This window comes from Pseudomonas sp. R45(2017) (assembly GCF_002112305.1).
Taxonomy (GTDB): Bacteria; Pseudomonadota; Gammaproteobacteria; order Pseudomonadales; family Pseudomonadaceae; genus Aquipseudomonas; species Aquipseudomonas paraglycinae.
In genome coordinates, this window is the sequence record NZ_NEHH01000004.1 from 204,531 (window position 1) to 220,865 (window position 16,335).

General features: G+C 62.2%; 12 protein-coding genes. 9 read left to right on the top strand and 3 right to left on the bottom strand.

Annotated features, from left to right (window positions below; all coding sequences use genetic code 11):
- Nucleotides 1-35: 35 nt before the first annotated feature.
- Nucleotides 36-473 (bottom strand): YkgJ family cysteine cluster protein, encoded by a 438-nt coding sequence (locus CAF74_RS11075; RefSeq protein ID WP_007952500.1) that lies wholly within the window; start codon nucleotides 471-473, stop codon nucleotides 36-38.
- 258 nt (nucleotides 474-731) lie between these two features.
- Here CAF74_RS11075 and CAF74_RS11080 point away from each other — a divergent pair, with 258 nt between their 5' ends.
- The 5 genes from CAF74_RS11080 (at nucleotide 732) to CAF74_RS11100 (ending at nucleotide 10,053) form a co-directional block, all read left to right on the top strand.
- Nucleotides 732-3,182 carry a glycogen/starch/alpha-glucan phosphorylase gene (locus CAF74_RS11080; protein ID WP_085746386.1) on the top strand — a complete coding sequence of 817 codons (2,451 nt, stop codon included), beginning with the start codon at nucleotides 732-734 and terminating at the stop codon, nucleotides 3,180-3,182.
- A 102-nt stretch (nucleotides 3,183-3,284) separates the two neighbouring features.
- Nucleotides 3,285-6,881, top strand: coding sequence for a DUF2339 domain-containing protein (locus CAF74_RS11085; RefSeq protein WP_085746387.1), 3,597 nt, complete (start codon nucleotides 3,285-3,287; stop codon nucleotides 6,879-6,881).
- Nucleotides 6,878-8,242: a DUF3999 domain-containing protein gene (locus CAF74_RS11090; RefSeq protein ID WP_085746388.1), complete on the top strand. Its 1,365-nt coding sequence runs from the start codon at nucleotides 6,878-6,880 to the stop codon at nucleotides 8,240-8,242. The genes CAF74_RS11085 and CAF74_RS11090 overlap by 4 nt, the downstream gene beginning before the upstream one ends.
- A 194-nt stretch (nucleotides 8,243-8,436) precedes the next feature.
- On the top strand, nucleotides 8,437-9,447 hold the full coding sequence (locus tag CAF74_RS11095) for a class 1 fructose-bisphosphatase (protein ID WP_064585553.1): 1,011 nt from the start codon (nucleotides 8,437-8,439) through the stop codon (nucleotides 9,445-9,447).
- 3 nt (nucleotides 9,448-9,450) lie between these two features.
- Nucleotides 9,451-10,053, top strand: coding sequence for a DUF924 family protein (locus tag CAF74_RS11100; protein WP_085746389.1), 603 nt, complete (start codon nucleotides 9,451-9,453; stop codon nucleotides 10,051-10,053).
- A 216-nt stretch (nucleotides 10,054-10,269) separates the two neighbouring features.
- On the opposite strand, the gene CAF74_RS11105 is transcribed toward CAF74_RS11100, so the two are convergent.
- On the bottom strand, nucleotides 10,270-12,162 hold the full coding sequence (locus CAF74_RS11105) for a methyl-accepting chemotaxis protein (RefSeq protein ID WP_203546252.1): 1,893 nt from the start codon (nucleotides 12,160-12,162) through the stop codon (nucleotides 10,270-10,272).
- Nucleotides 12,163-12,444: 282 nt separating this feature from the next.
- On the opposite strand from CAF74_RS11105, the gene CAF74_RS11110 reads away from it, so the two are divergent.
- Nucleotides 12,445-12,699, top strand: coding sequence for a hypothetical protein (locus tag CAF74_RS11110; protein ID WP_007952486.1), 255 nt, complete (start codon nucleotides 12,445-12,447; stop codon nucleotides 12,697-12,699).
- A 31-nt stretch (nucleotides 12,700-12,730) separates the two neighbouring features.
- Complete coding sequence (locus CAF74_RS11115) at nucleotides 12,731-13,300, top strand: lipocalin family protein (protein ID WP_085746391.1); 570 nt, start codon at nucleotides 12,731-12,733, stop codon at nucleotides 13,298-13,300.
- Between the two features lie 175 nt (nucleotides 13,301-13,475).
- Here the strand turns inward: CAF74_RS11115 and CAF74_RS11120 are convergent, their stop codons facing one another.
- Nucleotides 13,476-14,840, bottom strand: coding sequence for a formimidoylglutamate deiminase (locus CAF74_RS11120; protein WP_085746392.1), 1,365 nt, complete (start codon nucleotides 14,838-14,840; stop codon nucleotides 13,476-13,478).
- A gap of 146 nt (nucleotides 14,841-14,986) precedes the next feature.
- On the opposite strand from CAF74_RS11120, the gene hutC reads away from it, so the two are divergent.
- Together hutC and CAF74_RS11130 are read left to right on the top strand one after the other, a co-directional pair.
- Entirely contained in the window at nucleotides 14,987-15,697 is a 711-nt protein-coding gene (hutC, locus tag CAF74_RS11125; protein WP_170844914.1) for a histidine utilization repressor, read from the top strand.
- Entirely contained in the window at nucleotides 15,694-16,263 is a 570-nt protein-coding gene (locus tag CAF74_RS11130; protein WP_085746393.1) for a HutD family protein, read from the top strand. The genes hutC and CAF74_RS11130 overlap by 4 nt, the downstream gene beginning before the upstream one ends.
- Nucleotides 16,264-16,335 lie beyond the last annotated feature (72 nt).

The following is a 16,335-nucleotide window of genomic DNA, read 5'->3' on the forward strand; positions in this document are numbered from 1 at the left end:
GGGCGAGGTTCGAGGGTTGGAGTGAGGGTCGGCTTTTAGAAGCGTTCGATCGACCGCGAATTCTGCACCCGCTCCACTTCCTTCGGCTTGTACGCGCAGTACCCCGGGCGCGGGCCGATCTTCGGGTGGTTGCGGCAGGTGTCAGGGCGCTTGTCATAAATGGTGCACAGGCGGCTCTTACGATCCAGGTAGTAGCAATCGTTGTTGCTCATGCGCTGCAGGGTGAAGATCCCCGACTTCTGGTTGAAGCGCTCGACCAGACCTTCCTTTTGCAGACGCTTGGCGATGTTCTTCGGCGGGTCGCCCAGTTCGAACTCGTCGACCACACCGATGCGCACCAGATCCTTGATCTTGACCTCGACCGGCAGCGTGCAGCAGCTGGAAACGCACGAGCCGCACATCGGGGCCGAATATTTGGCCCAGGTATCGAGACGGTCGATCTCGGCTGCGGCGATCAGGTTGGGCTTCATCATCGGTGGTTACCAGGCGTGTGCATCAGGGCGCGCGATCATACCGGGACTGGTGGATTTTTGAACAACCTTTCGCCAGATTTTTTCTTCATGCACCCGCATCGTCCGACAATTCGGCACGGCCCCTGCATTCATTGAGGCATTCGCCAGAGTATTGCCGGTCGATCTCACACTCTCGGTAAAAACTGCCGAACCAGAGCCCTTACCGTCGGTCAGACCGTCTAGGCTCTGACAACTCCCCGCTCGCTCGAGGTCCTATCGATGACTCAAGAACCACTAGTTCGCGAAGCAGAGGTGGCCGCATTCCGCGACGCCGTCCTGACCAAACTCACCTACGCGGTGGGCAAAGACCCGGATCACGCCTTCGACCATGACTGGTTCGAAGCCATCGCCCTGGCGGCGCGCGATCACATGGTCGAGCACTGGATGGACCATACCCGGCAGATCTACCGCAAAGGCCAGAAGCGGGTGTATTACCTCTCGCTGGAATTCCTCATCGGCCGTTTGCTCTACGACAGCCTGAGCAACCTCGGTTTGCTGGACGTCGCCCGTGAAGCCTTGACCGAGCTGGGCGTCGATCTGGAGCGCATCCGCATCCTGGAGCCGGATGCGGCGCTGGGCAACGGTGGCCTCGGACGATTGGCGGCGTGCTTCATGGAAAGCATGTCGACCCTCGGTATCGCTGGCCACGGCTACGGCATTCGTTATGAGCACGGGTTGTTCCGTCAGGCGATTGTCGACGGTTGGCAACAGGAACAGACCGAGCACTGGCTGGATTTCGGCAACCCCTGGGAGTTCGAGCGGCCAGAGGTGGTCTATCCGATCGGCTTTGGCGGCAGCGTCGAGACCGTCACCGACGCCAGCGGCAAGTCCCGGCAAGTCTGGCACCCGGCGGAAACCGTCCGGGCGATTGCCTACGACACCCCGGTGGTCGGCTGGCGCGGGGCGAGCGTCAACACCTTGCGCCTGTGGCGGGCGCGGGCGATGGAGGACCTGCATCTGGAGCGCTTCAACGCCGGTGACCACCTGGGCGCCGTCGCCGAAGTGGCCCGGGCCGAGAGTATCTCCCGCGTGCTCTACCCGGCGGACAGCACTGAAGCCGGGCAGGAACTGCGCCTGCGTCAGGAATACTTCTTCGTCGCTGCGTCGCTTCAGGACTTGCTGCGCCGTCATCGCAACATGCACACCTCGGTGCTGACCCTCGGCGATCACGCGGCGATCCAGCTCAACGACACCCACCCCTCGATTGCCGTCGCCGAACTGATGCGCCAACTGGTCGACGTCTACGACGTGGCCTGGGACGCGGCGTGGCAAGTCACCGTCGACACGCTGTCGTACACCAACCACACACTGCTGCCCGAAGCGCTGGAAACCTGGCCGGTGGGGCTGATGGAGCGCATGCTGCCGCGGCACATGCAGATCATTTACCTGATCAACGCCCAGCACATCGATTCGCTGCGGGCCAAGGGCATCCACGATTTCGACGTGCTGCGCGCGGTGTCGCTGATCGAGGAAGACAACGGCCGCCGGGTGCGCATGGGCAATCTCGCGTTTCTCGGTTCCCACAGCGTCAACGGCGTGTCCGGGCTGCACACGCAGCTGATGCGCAAAACCGTGTTCGCCGAACTGCACAAGCTGTATCCGGAGCGGATCAACAACAAAACCAACGGCATCACCTTCCGCCGCTGGCTGTACCAAGCCAACCCGGAATTGACGTCGATGCTGGTCGATTCCCTCGGCGCGGATGTTCTGGATAACCCCGAACAGCGACTGCTCGATCTTGAACCGTTCGCCGAGAAACCCGCCTTCCGTAAAGCCTTCGCCGAGCAACGGTTGCACAGCAAAAAAGCCCTCGCCTATCTGATCCATGAACGGCTGGGGATCGCGGTCAACCCGGCGGCGATGTTCGACGTGCAGGTCAAACGGATCCACGAATACAAACGCCAACTGCTCAACCTGATGCACACCGTCGCGCTGTATCAGGCGATCCGCGCCGAGCCGGAAATCGACTGGGTGCCGAGGGTGAAAATCTTCGCCGGCAAAGCCGCGGCGAGTTATCACCAGGCCAAGCTGATCATCAAGCTGACCAACGACATCGCCCGGGTGGTGAACAACGATCCGACCGTGCGCGGTCTGCTCAAAGTGGTGTTCCTGCCCAACTACAACGTCAGCCTGGCGGAGAGCATCATTCCAGCAGCGGACCTGTCGGAGCAGATCTCCACCGCCGGTTTCGAGGCCTCGGGCACCAGCAACATGAAGTTCGGCCTGAACGGTGCGCTGACCATCGGCACCCTCGACGGTGCCAACGTGGAAATGTGCGAAAACATCGGCGCCGAGCACATGTTCATCTTCGGTCTCAGCGCCCAGCAGGTCGAGGCGCGCAAGCAGAACCACGAGTTCAGCGCGGTGCCGGACATTGCCGCGTCCCATCGCCTCAACGATGTGTTGCAGGCGATCCGCAGCGGGGTGTTCTCGCCGGACGACACGTCGCGCTACACCGGGCTGATCGATTCGCTGGTGGATTACGACCGGTTCTTCGTTTGCGCCGATTTCGACTCCTACTGGGAGGCGCAGATGCGTGTCGATGCGCATTGGCACGACGCCAACAACTGGTGGCGTTCGGCGGTGCTGAACACCTCGCGTATGGGCTGGTTCTCCTCCGACCGGACAATCCGCGAGTACGCCACGGATATCTGGAAGGCACTCGAGTAACTTTTAGCGACAAATGTGCGCCCGGCCCCACGATTGTTGGGCCGGGCCGATATACTGAGCCTTGGTTCCGCCCCGCCACGGGGCTGCTCAGGGATATCGACCATGCAATGGATGTTCATGTTGATCGGGCTGCTGCTCGGCTGGCTGCTCGACGAGTCGTTCAGCGATGCGCTGTTGGGCGCCTTGCTCGGGCTTGCCATCGGCCAGGCGATGCGGATTGCCCGGCTCGGTTCGCAGGCTGCCGAGCAACAGCGTCAGCTGGATCACGCGAAGATTGCGTTGCAGGGCGTCGAACAGCGTCTGTTTCTGCTGGAGGGCGCTCCGGCGCATTCGCCAGCGCCGCCGAGTGTCGCGCCGGCCAGCGAAACGATCGTTGAACCCGTCACGGTATTTGAACAACCCGCTGCCGCAGAACCCGAGCTGGTCTGGGAACTGCCACCCGAACTCGAACCTGTCGCCGTCGCCGCCAGCGAACCCGGTCAGCCGCTGCCGGTCGATGTCTGGCGTCTGGACGCCGTTACGCCTGAACCTGAACCCCGACAACCCGCCGAACCTCGTGGCCCGAACCTTATCGAACGCGGCATCAGCGCTGCGCGCAACTGGCTGTTCGGTGGCAATACCGTGCTGCGGGTCGGTGTGGTGCTGTTGTTCTTCGGTCTGGCGTTCCTGCTGCGCTACGCCACCGAAGGCATGGTGGTGCCGATCGAATTGCGTTACGCCGGGGTCGCAGCGGCAGCGCTGGGCTTGCTGGCGCTGGGCTGGTGGTTGCGCCATCGCAACAACAGCTACGCCTTGATGCTGCAAGGCACCGGGATCGCGGTGCTGTACCTGACGGTGTTTGCGGCGATGCGTCTGCACCCGCTGCTCGATCCGTCTGCTGCGCTGGGCTTGCTGGTGGCGGTGACGGTGTTTTCGGCCATTCTGGCCATCACCCAGGATTCCCTGGCCCTGGCCTGCGTCGCCGCACTGGGCGGTTTCGCCGCGCCGATCCTGACCTCCACCGGCGCCGGCAACCACGTCGCGCTATTCAGTTATTTCGCGCTGCTCAACGCCGGCATCCTGGCCATCGCCTGGTTCAAGGCCTGGCGCCTGCTCAACCTGATCGGCTTCGTTGGCACCTTCGGCATCGGTTTCGCCTGGGGCCTGCGTTCGTACACGCCGGAACTGCTGTGGAGCACCGAACCGTTCCTGATTCTGTTCTTCCTGATGTATCTGGCCATCGGCCTGCTGTTCGCCCGGCGCAAGTTGCTGGACATGCCGGACGCCCCGGCGGATGACGATCGCCAGGCGCTGCTGCATTGGTCGGCGCGCAAGGGCGATTACGTCGACGGCACGATGCTGTTCGGTCCGCCGCTGGTGGGTTTCGGCCTGCAATTCGCGCTGGTCCAGCATCTTGAATTCGCTGCCGCGTTCAGTGCGCTGGCGCTGGGCATGATCTACATGGCCCTGGCCAAAGTGCTGATGGGCGGTCGGGCGATGTTGCTGGGCGAGACTTGCCTGGCGCTCGGGGTGATTTTCGCCAGCCTGGCGATTCCGCTGGGGCTGGATGCGCGCTGGACGTCCGCGGCCTGGGCGGTGGAGGGTGCGGGGATTTTCTGGCTGGGCTTGCGTCAGCAACGGCCCTTGGCCCGGGCCTTCGCATTACTGCTGCAACTCGGTTCGGCGCTGGCGTTTCTCAGCCAGTTACGTGTCGGCGAAAGCAGCCTGCTCGACGGAGCGCCTCTGGGCGCATTGATGCTCGGCGCGGCGTTGCTGTTCAGCTTCTACCAATTGCGCAAGGCGTTGCCGGAGCAAACCTCGCCGTGGGAGCGCCAAGGGCTGCCAGTGCTGGCGAGTCTGGGGCTGACCTTCCTGTATCTGCTGGCGCCGCTGTTTTTCTTCACCCACGGCACGGCGATCAGTTGGGCATTGGCCGGGCTGGCGACCTTGTTCGTCGGCTTGCGCCTGCAATCGCGCACGTTCTTGTTCACCGCGTTTGCCGTGCAGTTGCTTGGCGGGGCGTTATTCCTGTTGCGCCTGCAAGGGGCGGGCGAGGATTCGGCGGCCGTGTTCAGCGCCGGCTGGAGCGGTTTGCTCAGCGCCTCGTTGATCGGTCTGGCGTTGATCGCCGGCATGCTGCTGGCGGCGCGCGACGAGATGGTGCACAGCGATGTTCGTCTGCTGCGCGGGTTGTCGGTGGTGCTGCTGGCAGGTCTGGTGCTGATCAATCTGGCGGTGTTGTTCGTGCTGCCGTGGCAGACCGCGAGCGCGGTGTGGGCGGCCAGTGGCTTGCTGATCATCTGGCTCAGTCTGTACCTCAAGCAGCGCGTGAGTTTTGTCTTCGGTCTGCTCTTGCAACTGATCGGTGGCGCAGCGTTTTTGCTGGCCGGCCCCGAGTTGCTCGGGCCGCTGTCCAGCGAAGGTCTGCGACCGCTGGCCCATGGCGGATTCTGGACGCCACTGGTGCTGGGCCTGGCGGCGATGATCGGAGCGTGGCGCCTGCAACTGGGCAATCACGCCTCGGCGTTCGATGTGCTGAGCCTGCATCGCCTGTCCGAAGTGTTGCTGGTGTGGGGCGCCGGTTGGTGGGCGCTGGCGTGGTTCAGCGAAGTGATGCGGTTTGCGCCGCTGAATCTGCAAGCGACGCTGTTGCTGCTGGTCGCCGCGCTGAGCGTCGCGTTGTGGACGTTGTTGGTCTTGCGTCTGAAGTGGCCGTCGCTCGGGTTGCTCTGCACCGTGCTGATTCCGGCAGCCGGGCTGGTGTTGCTCGGCGCGTGGCACTCGCGTTATCACCCGGCGGCGGATTTCGGCTGGCTGGCGTGGGCGGCGGTGTTCGTTGTGCATTTCATCAGCCTGCGGCGTCTGGCGCCGATGTTGCCGGCGCGATCTTTGAGCACGGCCCATGTGCTCGGTTGCTGGCTGCTGATCGGCGTGCTGGCGCTGGAATTGCGCTACGGCCTGCTGCTGTTGTCCGAGCAATACAACGCCTGGCGCTGGCTGGGCTGGGCGATTCTGCCGAGCGTGTATCTGTTGCTGATGGCTGCACCGCGTCAATGGCCATGGCCGGTGGCAGCGTTCCCTCGTGAATATCGCCTGTACGCGGCGGCGCCGCTGGCGGTGCTGATGCTGGTCTGGTTCTGGCTGGCCAATGGCGTCAGCGATGGCAATGCCGAGCCGCTGCCTTATGTGCCGCTGCTCAACCCGCTGGAATTGGGTCTGCTGTTTGCGTTGTTCGGTGTCTACGTCTGGTCGCGTAGCGCCGTGGTCGAGCTGTCGATCCGCCAGGACTACGCGGCTTATGCGACGCAACTGATTGCCGGCGTTTCGCTGTTTGCGTTCTGCACTGCGCTGGTCACCCGCGCCGCGCACCATTGGGCGGGGATTCCGTTCGAGCTCGATCTGCTGCTCGAATCGATGCTGGTGCAGGCCGGTCTGTCCATCGTCTGGACGCTGATGGCGCTGGGTCTGATGATCGGCGGGCACCTGCGTCATCGCCGCGAAGTGTGGCTGATCGGCGCGGCGCTGATTGCGCTGGTGGTGGCCAAACTGATTTTTGTCGAATTGAGCAATCGTGGCGGACTGGCCCGGATTGTCTCGTTCATCGGCGTCGGCGTGTTGCTGCTGGTTGTGGGCTATTTTGCGCCGCTGCCGCCCAAACGCGTCGAAGCTGTACCGGCGGCGGACAAACCGGCCCCGGAAACCGAAGGAGTGTCGTCTTGAGTCGCAAGCTTAATCTCGGGTGGCTGTTGCTGGGCGTGGCCATGACGGCCGGCGCCCAGGAAAAACCGGCGGACTTCGCCGCGCAGGTGCCGTTGGCGGTCAGTGGTTCCGGCCCTTGGTATCGCCTCGAACTGCCGCTGAGCGTGCAGTTGCAGGCGCGCCAGACTGATCTCAGCGACCTGCGAGTGTTCAACGCCGCCGGAGAACCGCAGGCCTATGCGCTGGCCCGGGAATCAGCCCAGACCCGCGACGACGGTCAGTTGCATGAGGTGAAGTGGTTCCCGCTGTACAACTCGGCGGATGCCACCGAGCGTGCGCCAAGCGTACGCGTGCAATCCACCACCACCGGTACGCTGGTGGAAGTGCAGCCGTCCAGCCAACTGGAAGCGGGCGAGGAAGTGCTGCGTGGCTGGCTGCTCGACGCCAGTGCTATCAAAGCGCCGTTGCAGCAACTGATCCTCGACTGGACCAGCGAGCGCGACGGCTTCCAGCGTTTCAGCATCGAGGCCAGCGATGATTTGCAGCACTGGCAGGCCTGGGGCGAAGGCCAGGTCGCGCGCCTGACCTTTGCCGACGAACGGGTCGAGCAACATGAAGTGGCGCTGCCGGGGCAATCGGCGCGGTATCTGCGTCTGTTGTGGGATTCGCCGGCCTCGGCGCCGGTCCTGACGTCGGCACAACTGAAAAGCAGCGACCCGCGCAATCTTCCGCTGCCGCTGGTCTGGTCCCCGGCGCTGGCAGGCAGCAGCGGCAAGCCCGGTGAATACACTTGGCAGCTGCCGATGGGGCTGAACATCGAGCGGGTGCAGGTCGAACTGAAACAGGCCAACAGCCTGGCGCCGGTGACGTTGTCGGGGCGTCGCGACAGCAGTCTGCCGTGGCAAGCGCTGAGCAGCGGCTTGCTCTATCGCCTGACCCAGAACGGCCAGGACGTGGTGCAGAACGAATTGCAGCTGTACGGGCAGACCGTGCAGCAGTTGAAACTGACGGTCGACGAACGGGGCGGCGGTCTAGGCGAGCAGGCGCCGAGCGTGAAATACGCGGTGCGCGCCACTCAGGTTATCTTCCTCGCCCGGGGTGACGGGCCGTACAGCCTGGCGCTGGGCAATCCGACCGTGAAGACGGCGAACCTGCCGCTGACCACGCTGATCCCCGATTTCAAACCGGAGAAACTGGCCACATTGGGCAAGGCCACGGTGCAGGGCGACGCGCTGGCGACCCGGACTTCGACGGCCACCACCTCGGCCACGGCGGACACCAACTGGAAGAAGTTCGGCCTGTGGGCGGTGTTGCTGCTCAGTGTGCTGTTTCTTGCAGCAATGGCCTTCAGTCTGCTGCGCAAGCCGCCGGCCAAATCGTGAATATGACGGGTGTGGCCTCTACACCCGTCGGGTTTCCAACTACGCTGAATCCGGTGCCTGAACTCTCTCGGTTCGATCACGTCTGATAGCAGGAATTGCACCCGACGCACGTTACCGGCGTCATTGCTCGCTACGGTTTCAGACTCCCTGTAAACTGCGCGGGTTTTTAGCCCCCCATTCCACCGGAGCCGTCCATGTCCCGCGTTACCCTGAGTCGCTATTTGATTGAGCAGACCCGCAGCAACAACACTCCTGCCGATCTGCGTTTCCTGATCGAAGTGGTGGCGCGTGCCTGTAAAGAGATCAGCCACGCCGTGTCCAAAGGCGCCCTGGGCGGTGTTCTGGGCAGCATGGGCACGGAAAACGTGCAAGGCGAAGTGCAGAAGAAGCTCGACGTGCTGTCGAACGAAATCCTGCTCGAAGCCAACGAGTGGGGCGGTCACCTGGCCGGCATGGCGTCCGAAGAAATGGACAATGCCTACCAGATCCCGGGCAAATACCCGAAAGGCGCCTACCTGCTGGTATTCGATCCGCTGGACGGTTCGTCGAACATCGACATCAATGCCCCGGTCGGCACCATCTTCTCCGTGCTGCGTTGCCCGAACGAATACCTGAGCCAGAACGAGCCTCTGAATGAGAAGGCCTTTCTGCAGCCAGGCACTCAGCAAGTTGCCGCCGGTTACGCCATTTACGGCCCGCAGACCATGCTGGTGCTGACCCTGGGCGACGGCGTCAAAGGCTTCACGCTGGACCGCGAAATGGGCAGCTTCGTGCTGACCCACGAAGACATCACCATTCCTGAAACCACCCAGGAATTCGCCATCAACATGTCCAACCAGCGTCACTGGGAAGCCCCGGTACAACGCTACGTTTCGGAACTGCTGGCCGGTGAAGAAGGCCCGCTGAAAAAGAACTACAACATGCGCTGGGTCGCGGCGATGGTTGCCGACGTGCACCGCATCCTGACCCGTGGCGGTCTGTTCATGTACCCGCGCGACAGCCGCGAGCCGTCCAAGCCAGGCAAACTGCGCCTGATGTACGAAGCCAACCCGATGTCGTTCCTGGTGGAACAGGCGGGCGGCGCTTCCACCGACGGTCACCAGCGCATCCTCGACATCAAGCCTGAAGGCCTGCACCAGCGCGTAGCGGTGTTCCTCGGCTCGAAAGAAGAAGTCGCCCGCGCTACGGCCTACCACAAGGAATAAACCATGAACGCGCCCTGGCAGCCGTTGCTCGATTGGTGGTTCGGTCATGCTGAATCAGCTACTGAGGTTTCGGCGCAACAGGGCAAGTTGTGGTTCGGCAAGAAAGACAGCCAGGACCTCGAAGCGCGTGAGCGTTTCGGGGTCTTTGTCGATCAGGCTCTCGCTGGCGAATTGACCGAGTGGACGCAACGTCCCGAAGGTTGGCTGGCGCTGGTGCTGTTGCTCGACCAACTCCCGCGAATGATCTTTCGCGATACGCCCAAGGCTTTTTCCGGTGATCTACGGGCCCAGAAACTGGTCGCTCAGGGGATTGCAGCAGACTTCGATCGGCAGTTGAAACCGATCCAGCGACTCTTCATCTACCTCGTCTTCGAACATTGCGAAAACCTCGCAGTGCAGAATGAAGCCGTCTCGCGATTCATTGATCTGGTGGCTGAGCAGCCGGAGGCGGAGCGCGGGGTGTTTGCCGACAACCTTGATTATGCCGAGCGGCATCAGAAGGTGATTGCGCGGTTTGGACGGTTTCCGCATCGCAATGCGGTGTTGGGGCGGGAGTCTACGGTTGAGGAACTGAAGTTTTTGAAAGAGCCGGGTTCGCGGTTTTAGGGCGATTTTCGGCAACCTGAAAAACCGGCCCTCACCCTAACCCTCTCCCGGAGGGAGAGGGGACTGACCGAGTTGGATGTTCGAGTTACGCTGACTTGAAATACCGAGTTGAACTCAGGTCTGGAAAGCGACAGAGATCGGCTCCCTTTCCCCTCGCCCCCTTGGGGGAGAGGGATGGGCGGGCGGCGTTCCGATGAGGGGGTAAGCTCTTGATCTTCAGATTCTGAAGCTACCCACCAACTGCTTCAGCCGAGCAGCCTGCTGCTCCAGATCCGCACAAGCCCGCAACGTCGCCTGCAAGTTCTCCACGCCTTCCTGGTTCAGCGTGTTGATCTCGTTGATATCGACGTTGATCGACTCGACCACCGCCGTCTGCTCTTCCGTCGCCGTCGCCACCGACTGGTTCATGCCGTCGATCTCGCCGATGCGCTGGGTCACGCTGCCCAGACGTTCGCCGGCCTGGTTGGCGATGCCGACGCTGCTTTCGCTCTCGCGCTGACTCTCGGTCATGATGCCGACCGCCTGACGTGCGCCGACTTGCAGTTCTTCGATCATCTTCTGCACTTGCTGCGCCGAATCCTGGGTGCGGTGCGCCAGGTTGCGGACTTCGTCGGCGACCACGGCGAAACCACGACCGGCCTCGCCGGCACGGGCCGCTTCGATGGCGGCGTTGAGGGCCAGCAGGTTGGTCTGCTGGGAGATGCTGGTGATCACTTCCAGAATCTGCCCGATGTTCACGGTGTTGCTGTTCAGGGTTTCGATGTTGCCGCAGGAGTCGCTGATCTTCGCCGACAGTTGCTGCATCGCGTGGATGGTTTTATCCACCACCTGCTGGCCGTCTTCGGCCAGGCTGCGCGCGTCGCTTGAGTGTTGCGAGGCGAGGGCAGCGTTCTGGGCGATTTCCTGGGCGGCGGCGCCGAGCTGGTTGATCGCGGCGGCCACGCTGTTGGTGCGCGAGGCCTGCTGGTCGGAGTTGAACATCGACGAGTTGGACGCCGCGACCACGCGCAGGGCGACTTCGTTGACCTGGCCGGTGGCCGAGGAGACTTCGCGGATCGAGGTGTGGATGCGCTCGACGAAACGGTTGAACGACAGCCCCAGCGCACCAAATTCATCGTGGCCGTGGATGGTCAAGCGTTTGGTCAGGTCACCTTCGCCTTCGGCGATGTCGTGCATGGCGCGGCCCATGGTCAGCAGCGGCTGCATCAGCACGCGGATCAGCATGCCGAGCAGGGCGATGATGATCACTACCGCAATGACCATGGCGATCAGCGCCGAGGTGCGAAATTCGCTGAGCATCGAGAACGCGGTGTCCTTGTCCAGCACCAGCGCCACGTACCAGTCGGCCGACGGCACGCCGTTGACGCGGGTGAAGGAGATCAGTTGGGTCTTGCCGTCGAACTCGACTTCTTTCAGACCCGGGCTGACTTTCGGCGCGCCGTTGGGGTAGGCCTCGGCCAGGGTCTTGAGCACCAGCTTGCTGTCCGGGTGGATCAGGATTTTGCCGTCGGCACCGACGATGAACGCGTGGCCATGGCCGCCGAAGTTCAGCGAGTTGATGATCGCACTGACGCTCGACAGGTCAATGTCGGCGCCGGCCACACCGATCATCTGGCCCTGGCGCTGCACCGGGGTGGCGACGGTGATCACCAGTTTGCCCGACGAGGCGGCGATGTACGGTTCGGTGACGATGGTCTGTTGCGCAGCGTTAGCCGCCTTGTACCAGCCACGGGCGCGCGGATCGTAATCCGGCGCGCGGTTGCCGGCCGGGACCGAGAACATCACGCCGTCGGCGCCGCCGAAGTAGCTGAGCTGGAAATTGCCGGTGTAGGCGGGCAGGTCGATGATGCGTTTCAGGCTGGCCGGGGCGTTGCCGTCGGCGACAACCTGTTGCGCCATCGATTGCAGCAACTGGATGCGGCTTTCCAGCCAGGTCTGGATGTTGCTGGTGGTCAGGCTGCCCAGTTCCTGCATCGACGCTTCGGTGCTGCTTTGCAGGGCTTCGCGCTGGCGATAGTCGTTGAACAAAATGAAACAGGCGAACGCAACGGCCACCACGAGGGCGGCAGCCAACAAGATCTTGTGGCTGAATTTCATGTTTCTGGTCATTAAGTGAGCTACCGCGAAGGGGCTGGTCAAGAAAGGGCGGCAATTTGCCACACTCTGGGGCTTTGCGCTGCTCTTATTTCGACCGCCGCGCGCCAAAGATTAGGCGCTTTTTGCTAAAAGCGACGAAATGCTCGATAGCCTTACAAACTGTCTGATTTACCGGCGAAAGACGGACGAGCGGGCTAACAAATAGCCATCCTCCCAGGGAACCAGACAGGGGTTTTCTCTTCTAAGCTTCTGGTTGGCGCCATGCCATCCCCCTTCCGTTCCAGGAGTTACACCATGTCGCTGCGATCTATCGCCCTTCTGTCGTTTTGCGTGCTGTTGGCCGCATGCAGCAAGGTCAATCAGGAAAACTATTCGAAGCTCTCGGCCGGCATGGCCAAGGCCGAAGTGGAGACGCTGCTTGGCAAGCCCACCGATTGCTCGGGCGCGCTCGGCATGTCCAGTTGCACCTGGGGCGACAAGAACAGCTTTATCAGCGTGCAGTATGCCGGTGACAAAGTGCTGATGTTTTCCGGCCAAGGCCTGAAGTAAACCGGGGCTACGCGCCCACGGGAGAAAAACAATGAAGCGGTTATTGCTTGTCCTTTTGGCCGGCCTGGTATTGGCCGGCTGCGCCACGTCCGGTGAAGATCCGCTGGCGCCGAAGACGGTCAACAGTGTCAATCTCAAGCGTTACCAGGGCACCTGGTACGAACTGGCGCGTCTGCCGATGTATTTCCAGCGCAATTGCGCGCAATCCGAAGCCCGTTACTCCCTCAAGCCCGACGGTAATATCGCGGTGTACAACCGCTGCCTGACGGCGGACTGGACGTGGGAAGAAGTCAAAGGCACGGCTTATCCACAGGTGCCGGGCAAGACCGACAAGCTGTGGGTCGAATTTGATACCTGGTTCTCGCGTCTGATTCCGGGTGTGGCGAAGGGTCAATACTGGGTGCTGTACGTCAGCGATGACTACAAGACCGCCCTCGTGGGCGACCCGAGTCGTCGCTACCTGTGGCTGTTGTCCCGCACGCCGACCGTCAACGGTGTGGTGCGTGAGGAACTGCTGAGCAAGGCGCGTCAGCAGGGTTACGACACCACGCGTCTGATCTGGCGCACGTCGGATCAGCAGATGGCCAAGACGTCCAACTGACTTCTCCTGTTCTGATCGTTCCCACGCTCCGCGTGGGAATGCCTCAATGGACGCTCTGCGTCCGCTCTTTGGGACGCGGAGCGTCCCGGGCTGCATTCCCACGCAGAGCGTGGGAACGATCAGTAACAGAGGTGAAAAAAAACCTGTGGAGGACAATCCCACAGGTTTTTTTGTGTCAGCCCAAAAGGTCTCGCAGGACCTGGGTAAAGGCGCGATTGCTGTCCTCCTCCCCGGCATGTCGCCCCTCGCGCACGACCCACTGACCGTTGACCAGCACGTCGCGCACCTGACGATCGCCACCGGCAAACAGCCAGCGATTGAGAATCCCGTCACCGCTGGCCGTGGCCAGATAGGGATCGCTGCCATCGAGCACAATCCAGTCGGCACGTTTGCCAACTTCCAGCGCACCGATTGGCTGGCCCAGCGCCTGAGCGCCACCGTCCAGTGCCGCGTCATACAGCGTACGGCCGACCATCGGCTGATCCGCGCCATACAAGCGATTGCGCCGTTGATCGCGCAGACGCTGGCCGTATTCCAGCCAACGCAATTCCTCTACCACGCTCAACGACACATGGCTGTCGGAGCCGATGCCCATGCGCCCGCCCTGAGCCAGGAAATCCACCGCCGGGAAAATCCCGTCGCCGAGGTTGGCCTCGGTGGTCAGGCACAGGCCGGCGATGGCGCGACTTTTGGCCATCAGCGTGACTTCTTCCGGATTGGCGTGGGTCGCGTGCACCAGGCACCAGCGCTGATCGACTTCGGTGTTTTCGTACAGCCATTGCAGCGGACGACGACCGCTCCAGCTCAGGCAGTCATCGACTTCCTTCTGCTGCTCGGCGATGTGGATGTGCACCGGGCATTGCTCGTCGCTGGCCGCCAGCACTTCGCTGATCTGCTGAGGCGTGACTGCGCGCAACGAGTGGAAACACAGGCCCAGCGACTGCGCCTTCTCCTGTGCCAGCAGTGGTTGCAGACGTGATTGCAGTTTCAGGTAATTTTCGGTGCTGTTGATGAAACGGCGCTGGCCTTCGTTCGGCGTCTGGCCGCCGAAACCGCTGTGGCTGTAGAGCACGGGCAGCAATGTCAGACCGATACCGGCGGAGCTGGCCGCCTGGCTGATGCGTAACGCCAGTTCGGCCGGGTCGGCGTAAGGCTGGCCGTTGTGATCGTGGTGGACGTAATGGAATTCGGCGACCGAGGTGTAACCGGCCTTGAGCATTTCGATGTACAGCTGACGGGCAATCACACCGAGCTGGTCGGGGCTGATTTTTCCGACGAGCCGGTACATCAGATCGCGCCAGGTCCAGAAACTGTCGTTGGGATTGCCGGCCACTTCCGCCAGTCCCGCCATCGCTCGCTGAAACGCGTGGGAGTGCAGATTCGGCATCCCCGGCAGCAGCGGACCGCTCAACCGCTCGGCGCCGTCTGCAGTGGAATCGGCCTGGATTCGGGTCAACACGCCATCGGCGCTGACCTCGAGACGTACATTGTTGGCCCATCCGTTAGGCAGCAGCGCGCGTTCGGCAAAGAAGGCGGACATGGTTCAGCACCCCATCGTGTGTTATTTGTATATACATATACAGACGTTTGCCTGCCCGGTAAACTCCGGCAAGCTAGCAACTTTCATCCAATGAACAGGGATCCACCGTGCCGACTCCGCCTCCAGTCTCCCCGTTGGCCGCGAACATGGGCGACAGTCCGGCGCCCTTGTACGCCCGCGTCAAACAGATGATCACCCAGCAGATCGACAGCGGTAACTGGCCGCCGCATTACCGCGTGCCGTCGGAAAGCGAGCTGGTCAGCCAGTTGGGTTTCAGCCGCATGACCATCAACCGCGCGCTGCGGGAAATGACCGCCGACGGTCTGCTGGTGCGCATGCAAGGCGTCGGCACTTTTGTCGCCGAACCGAAGAGCCAGTCGGCGCTGTTCGAAGTGCACAACATCGCGGACGAAATCGCCTCCCGTGGCCATCGCCACACCTGTCAGGTCATCACACTGGAAGAAGAGGCCGCCGGTTCCGAACGTGCGCTGGCGCTGGACATGCGCGAAGGGCAGAAGGTCTTTCACTCGCTGATCGTGCATTACGAAAACGACATTCCGGTGCAGATCGAAGACCGTTTCGTCAACGCGTTGGTCGCCCCGGAATACCTCAAGCAGGACTTCACCCTGCAAACGCCTTACGCCTATCTGAACCAGGTCGCGCCGCTGACCGAAGGCGAGCACGTGGTCGAAGCGATCCTTGCCGAAGCGTCCGAATGCAAATTGCTGCAGATCGAAAAAGGCGAGCCGTGCCTGCTGATCCGCCGTCGTACGTGGTCGGGTCGTCAGCCGGTGACGGCGGCGCGCCTGATCCACCCCGGTTCTCGTCATCGTCTGGAAGGTCGGTTTCATAAATGAAAGAGTTGAAGGTATTACGCGCCGAAGGCTACCCGCGCATGCCGTGGAAAAACGGCGGCGGCAGCACCGAGGAAATCACCCGTGACGCCGGCGCCGGTCTCGACGGTTTTGGCTGGCGTCTGTCGATTGCCGACATCGCCGAATCCGGCGGCTTTTCGACCTTCGCCGGTTACCAGCGAGTGATCACGGTATTGCAGGGCGACGGCATGACCCTGTGTGTCGATGGCGACGATACCCGGCCGTTGTTACCCCTCGACCCGTTTGCCTTCAGCGGCGAGAGCCAGGTGTCCTGCACCTTGCTCGGTGGCGCAATCCGCGACTTCAACCTGATCTACTCACCCCAGCGTTACAGCGCACGCCTGCAATGGCTGGACGGCGAACAGCGGTTTTTCAGTTCGGCGAGCACCGTGCTGGTCTTCAGCGTCAGTGAACTGCTGGAGGTCACGGTCGGTGACAGCGCCTCGCAACTCGGCCGCCATGACTGCCTGCAACTGGACGGTAACACCGGGCTGACCGAGATTGCCGTCAATGCCGGCTGCTGCGTGATCGAACTGTCCTCACGCTGATTCCTTCACACGCTCTGTGTGGGAACGATCAAAAACCGCTGCTTTGAACGCAGCGGTTTTTTTTCGTCCCGA

What these genes read in the sequence shown, in the direction of transcription:
- CAF74_RS11075 (WP_007952500.1), bottom strand. Translation starts at nt 473, where the DNA reads ATGATGAAGCCCAACCTGATCGCCGCAGCCGAGATCGACCGTCTCGAT.
- CAF74_RS11080 (WP_085746386.1), top strand. Translation starts at nt 732, where the DNA reads ATGACTCAAGAACCACTAGTTCGCGAAGCAGAGGTGGCCGCATTCCGC.
- CAF74_RS11085 (WP_085746387.1), top strand. Translation starts at nt 3,285, where the DNA reads ATGCAATGGATGTTCATGTTGATCGGGCTGCTGCTCGGCTGGCTGCTC.
- CAF74_RS11095 (WP_064585553.1), top strand. Translation starts at nt 8,437, where the DNA reads ATGTCCCGCGTTACCCTGAGTCGCTATTTGATTGAGCAGACCCGCAGC.
- CAF74_RS11100 (WP_085746389.1), top strand. Translation starts at nt 9,451, where the DNA reads ATGAACGCGCCCTGGCAGCCGTTGCTCGATTGGTGGTTCGGTCATGCT.
- CAF74_RS11105 (WP_203546252.1), bottom strand. Translation starts at nt 12,162, where the DNA reads ATGACCAGAAACATGAAATTCAGCCACAAGATCTTGTTGGCTGCCGCC.
- CAF74_RS11110 (WP_007952486.1), top strand. Translation starts at nt 12,445, where the DNA reads ATGTCGCTGCGATCTATCGCCCTTCTGTCGTTTTGCGTGCTGTTGGCC.
- CAF74_RS11115 (WP_085746391.1), top strand. Translation starts at nt 12,731, where the DNA reads ATGAAGCGGTTATTGCTTGTCCTTTTGGCCGGCCTGGTATTGGCCGGC.
- CAF74_RS11120 (WP_085746392.1), bottom strand. Translation starts at nt 14,840, where the DNA reads ATGTCCGCCTTCTTTGCCGAACGCGCGCTGCTGCCTAACGGATGGGCC.
- hutC (WP_170844914.1), top strand. Translation starts at nt 14,987, where the DNA reads ATGGGCGACAGTCCGGCGCCCTTGTACGCCCGCGTCAAACAGATGATC.
- CAF74_RS11130 (WP_085746393.1), top strand. Translation starts at nt 15,694, where the DNA reads ATGAAAGAGTTGAAGGTATTACGCGCCGAAGGCTACCCGCGCATGCCG.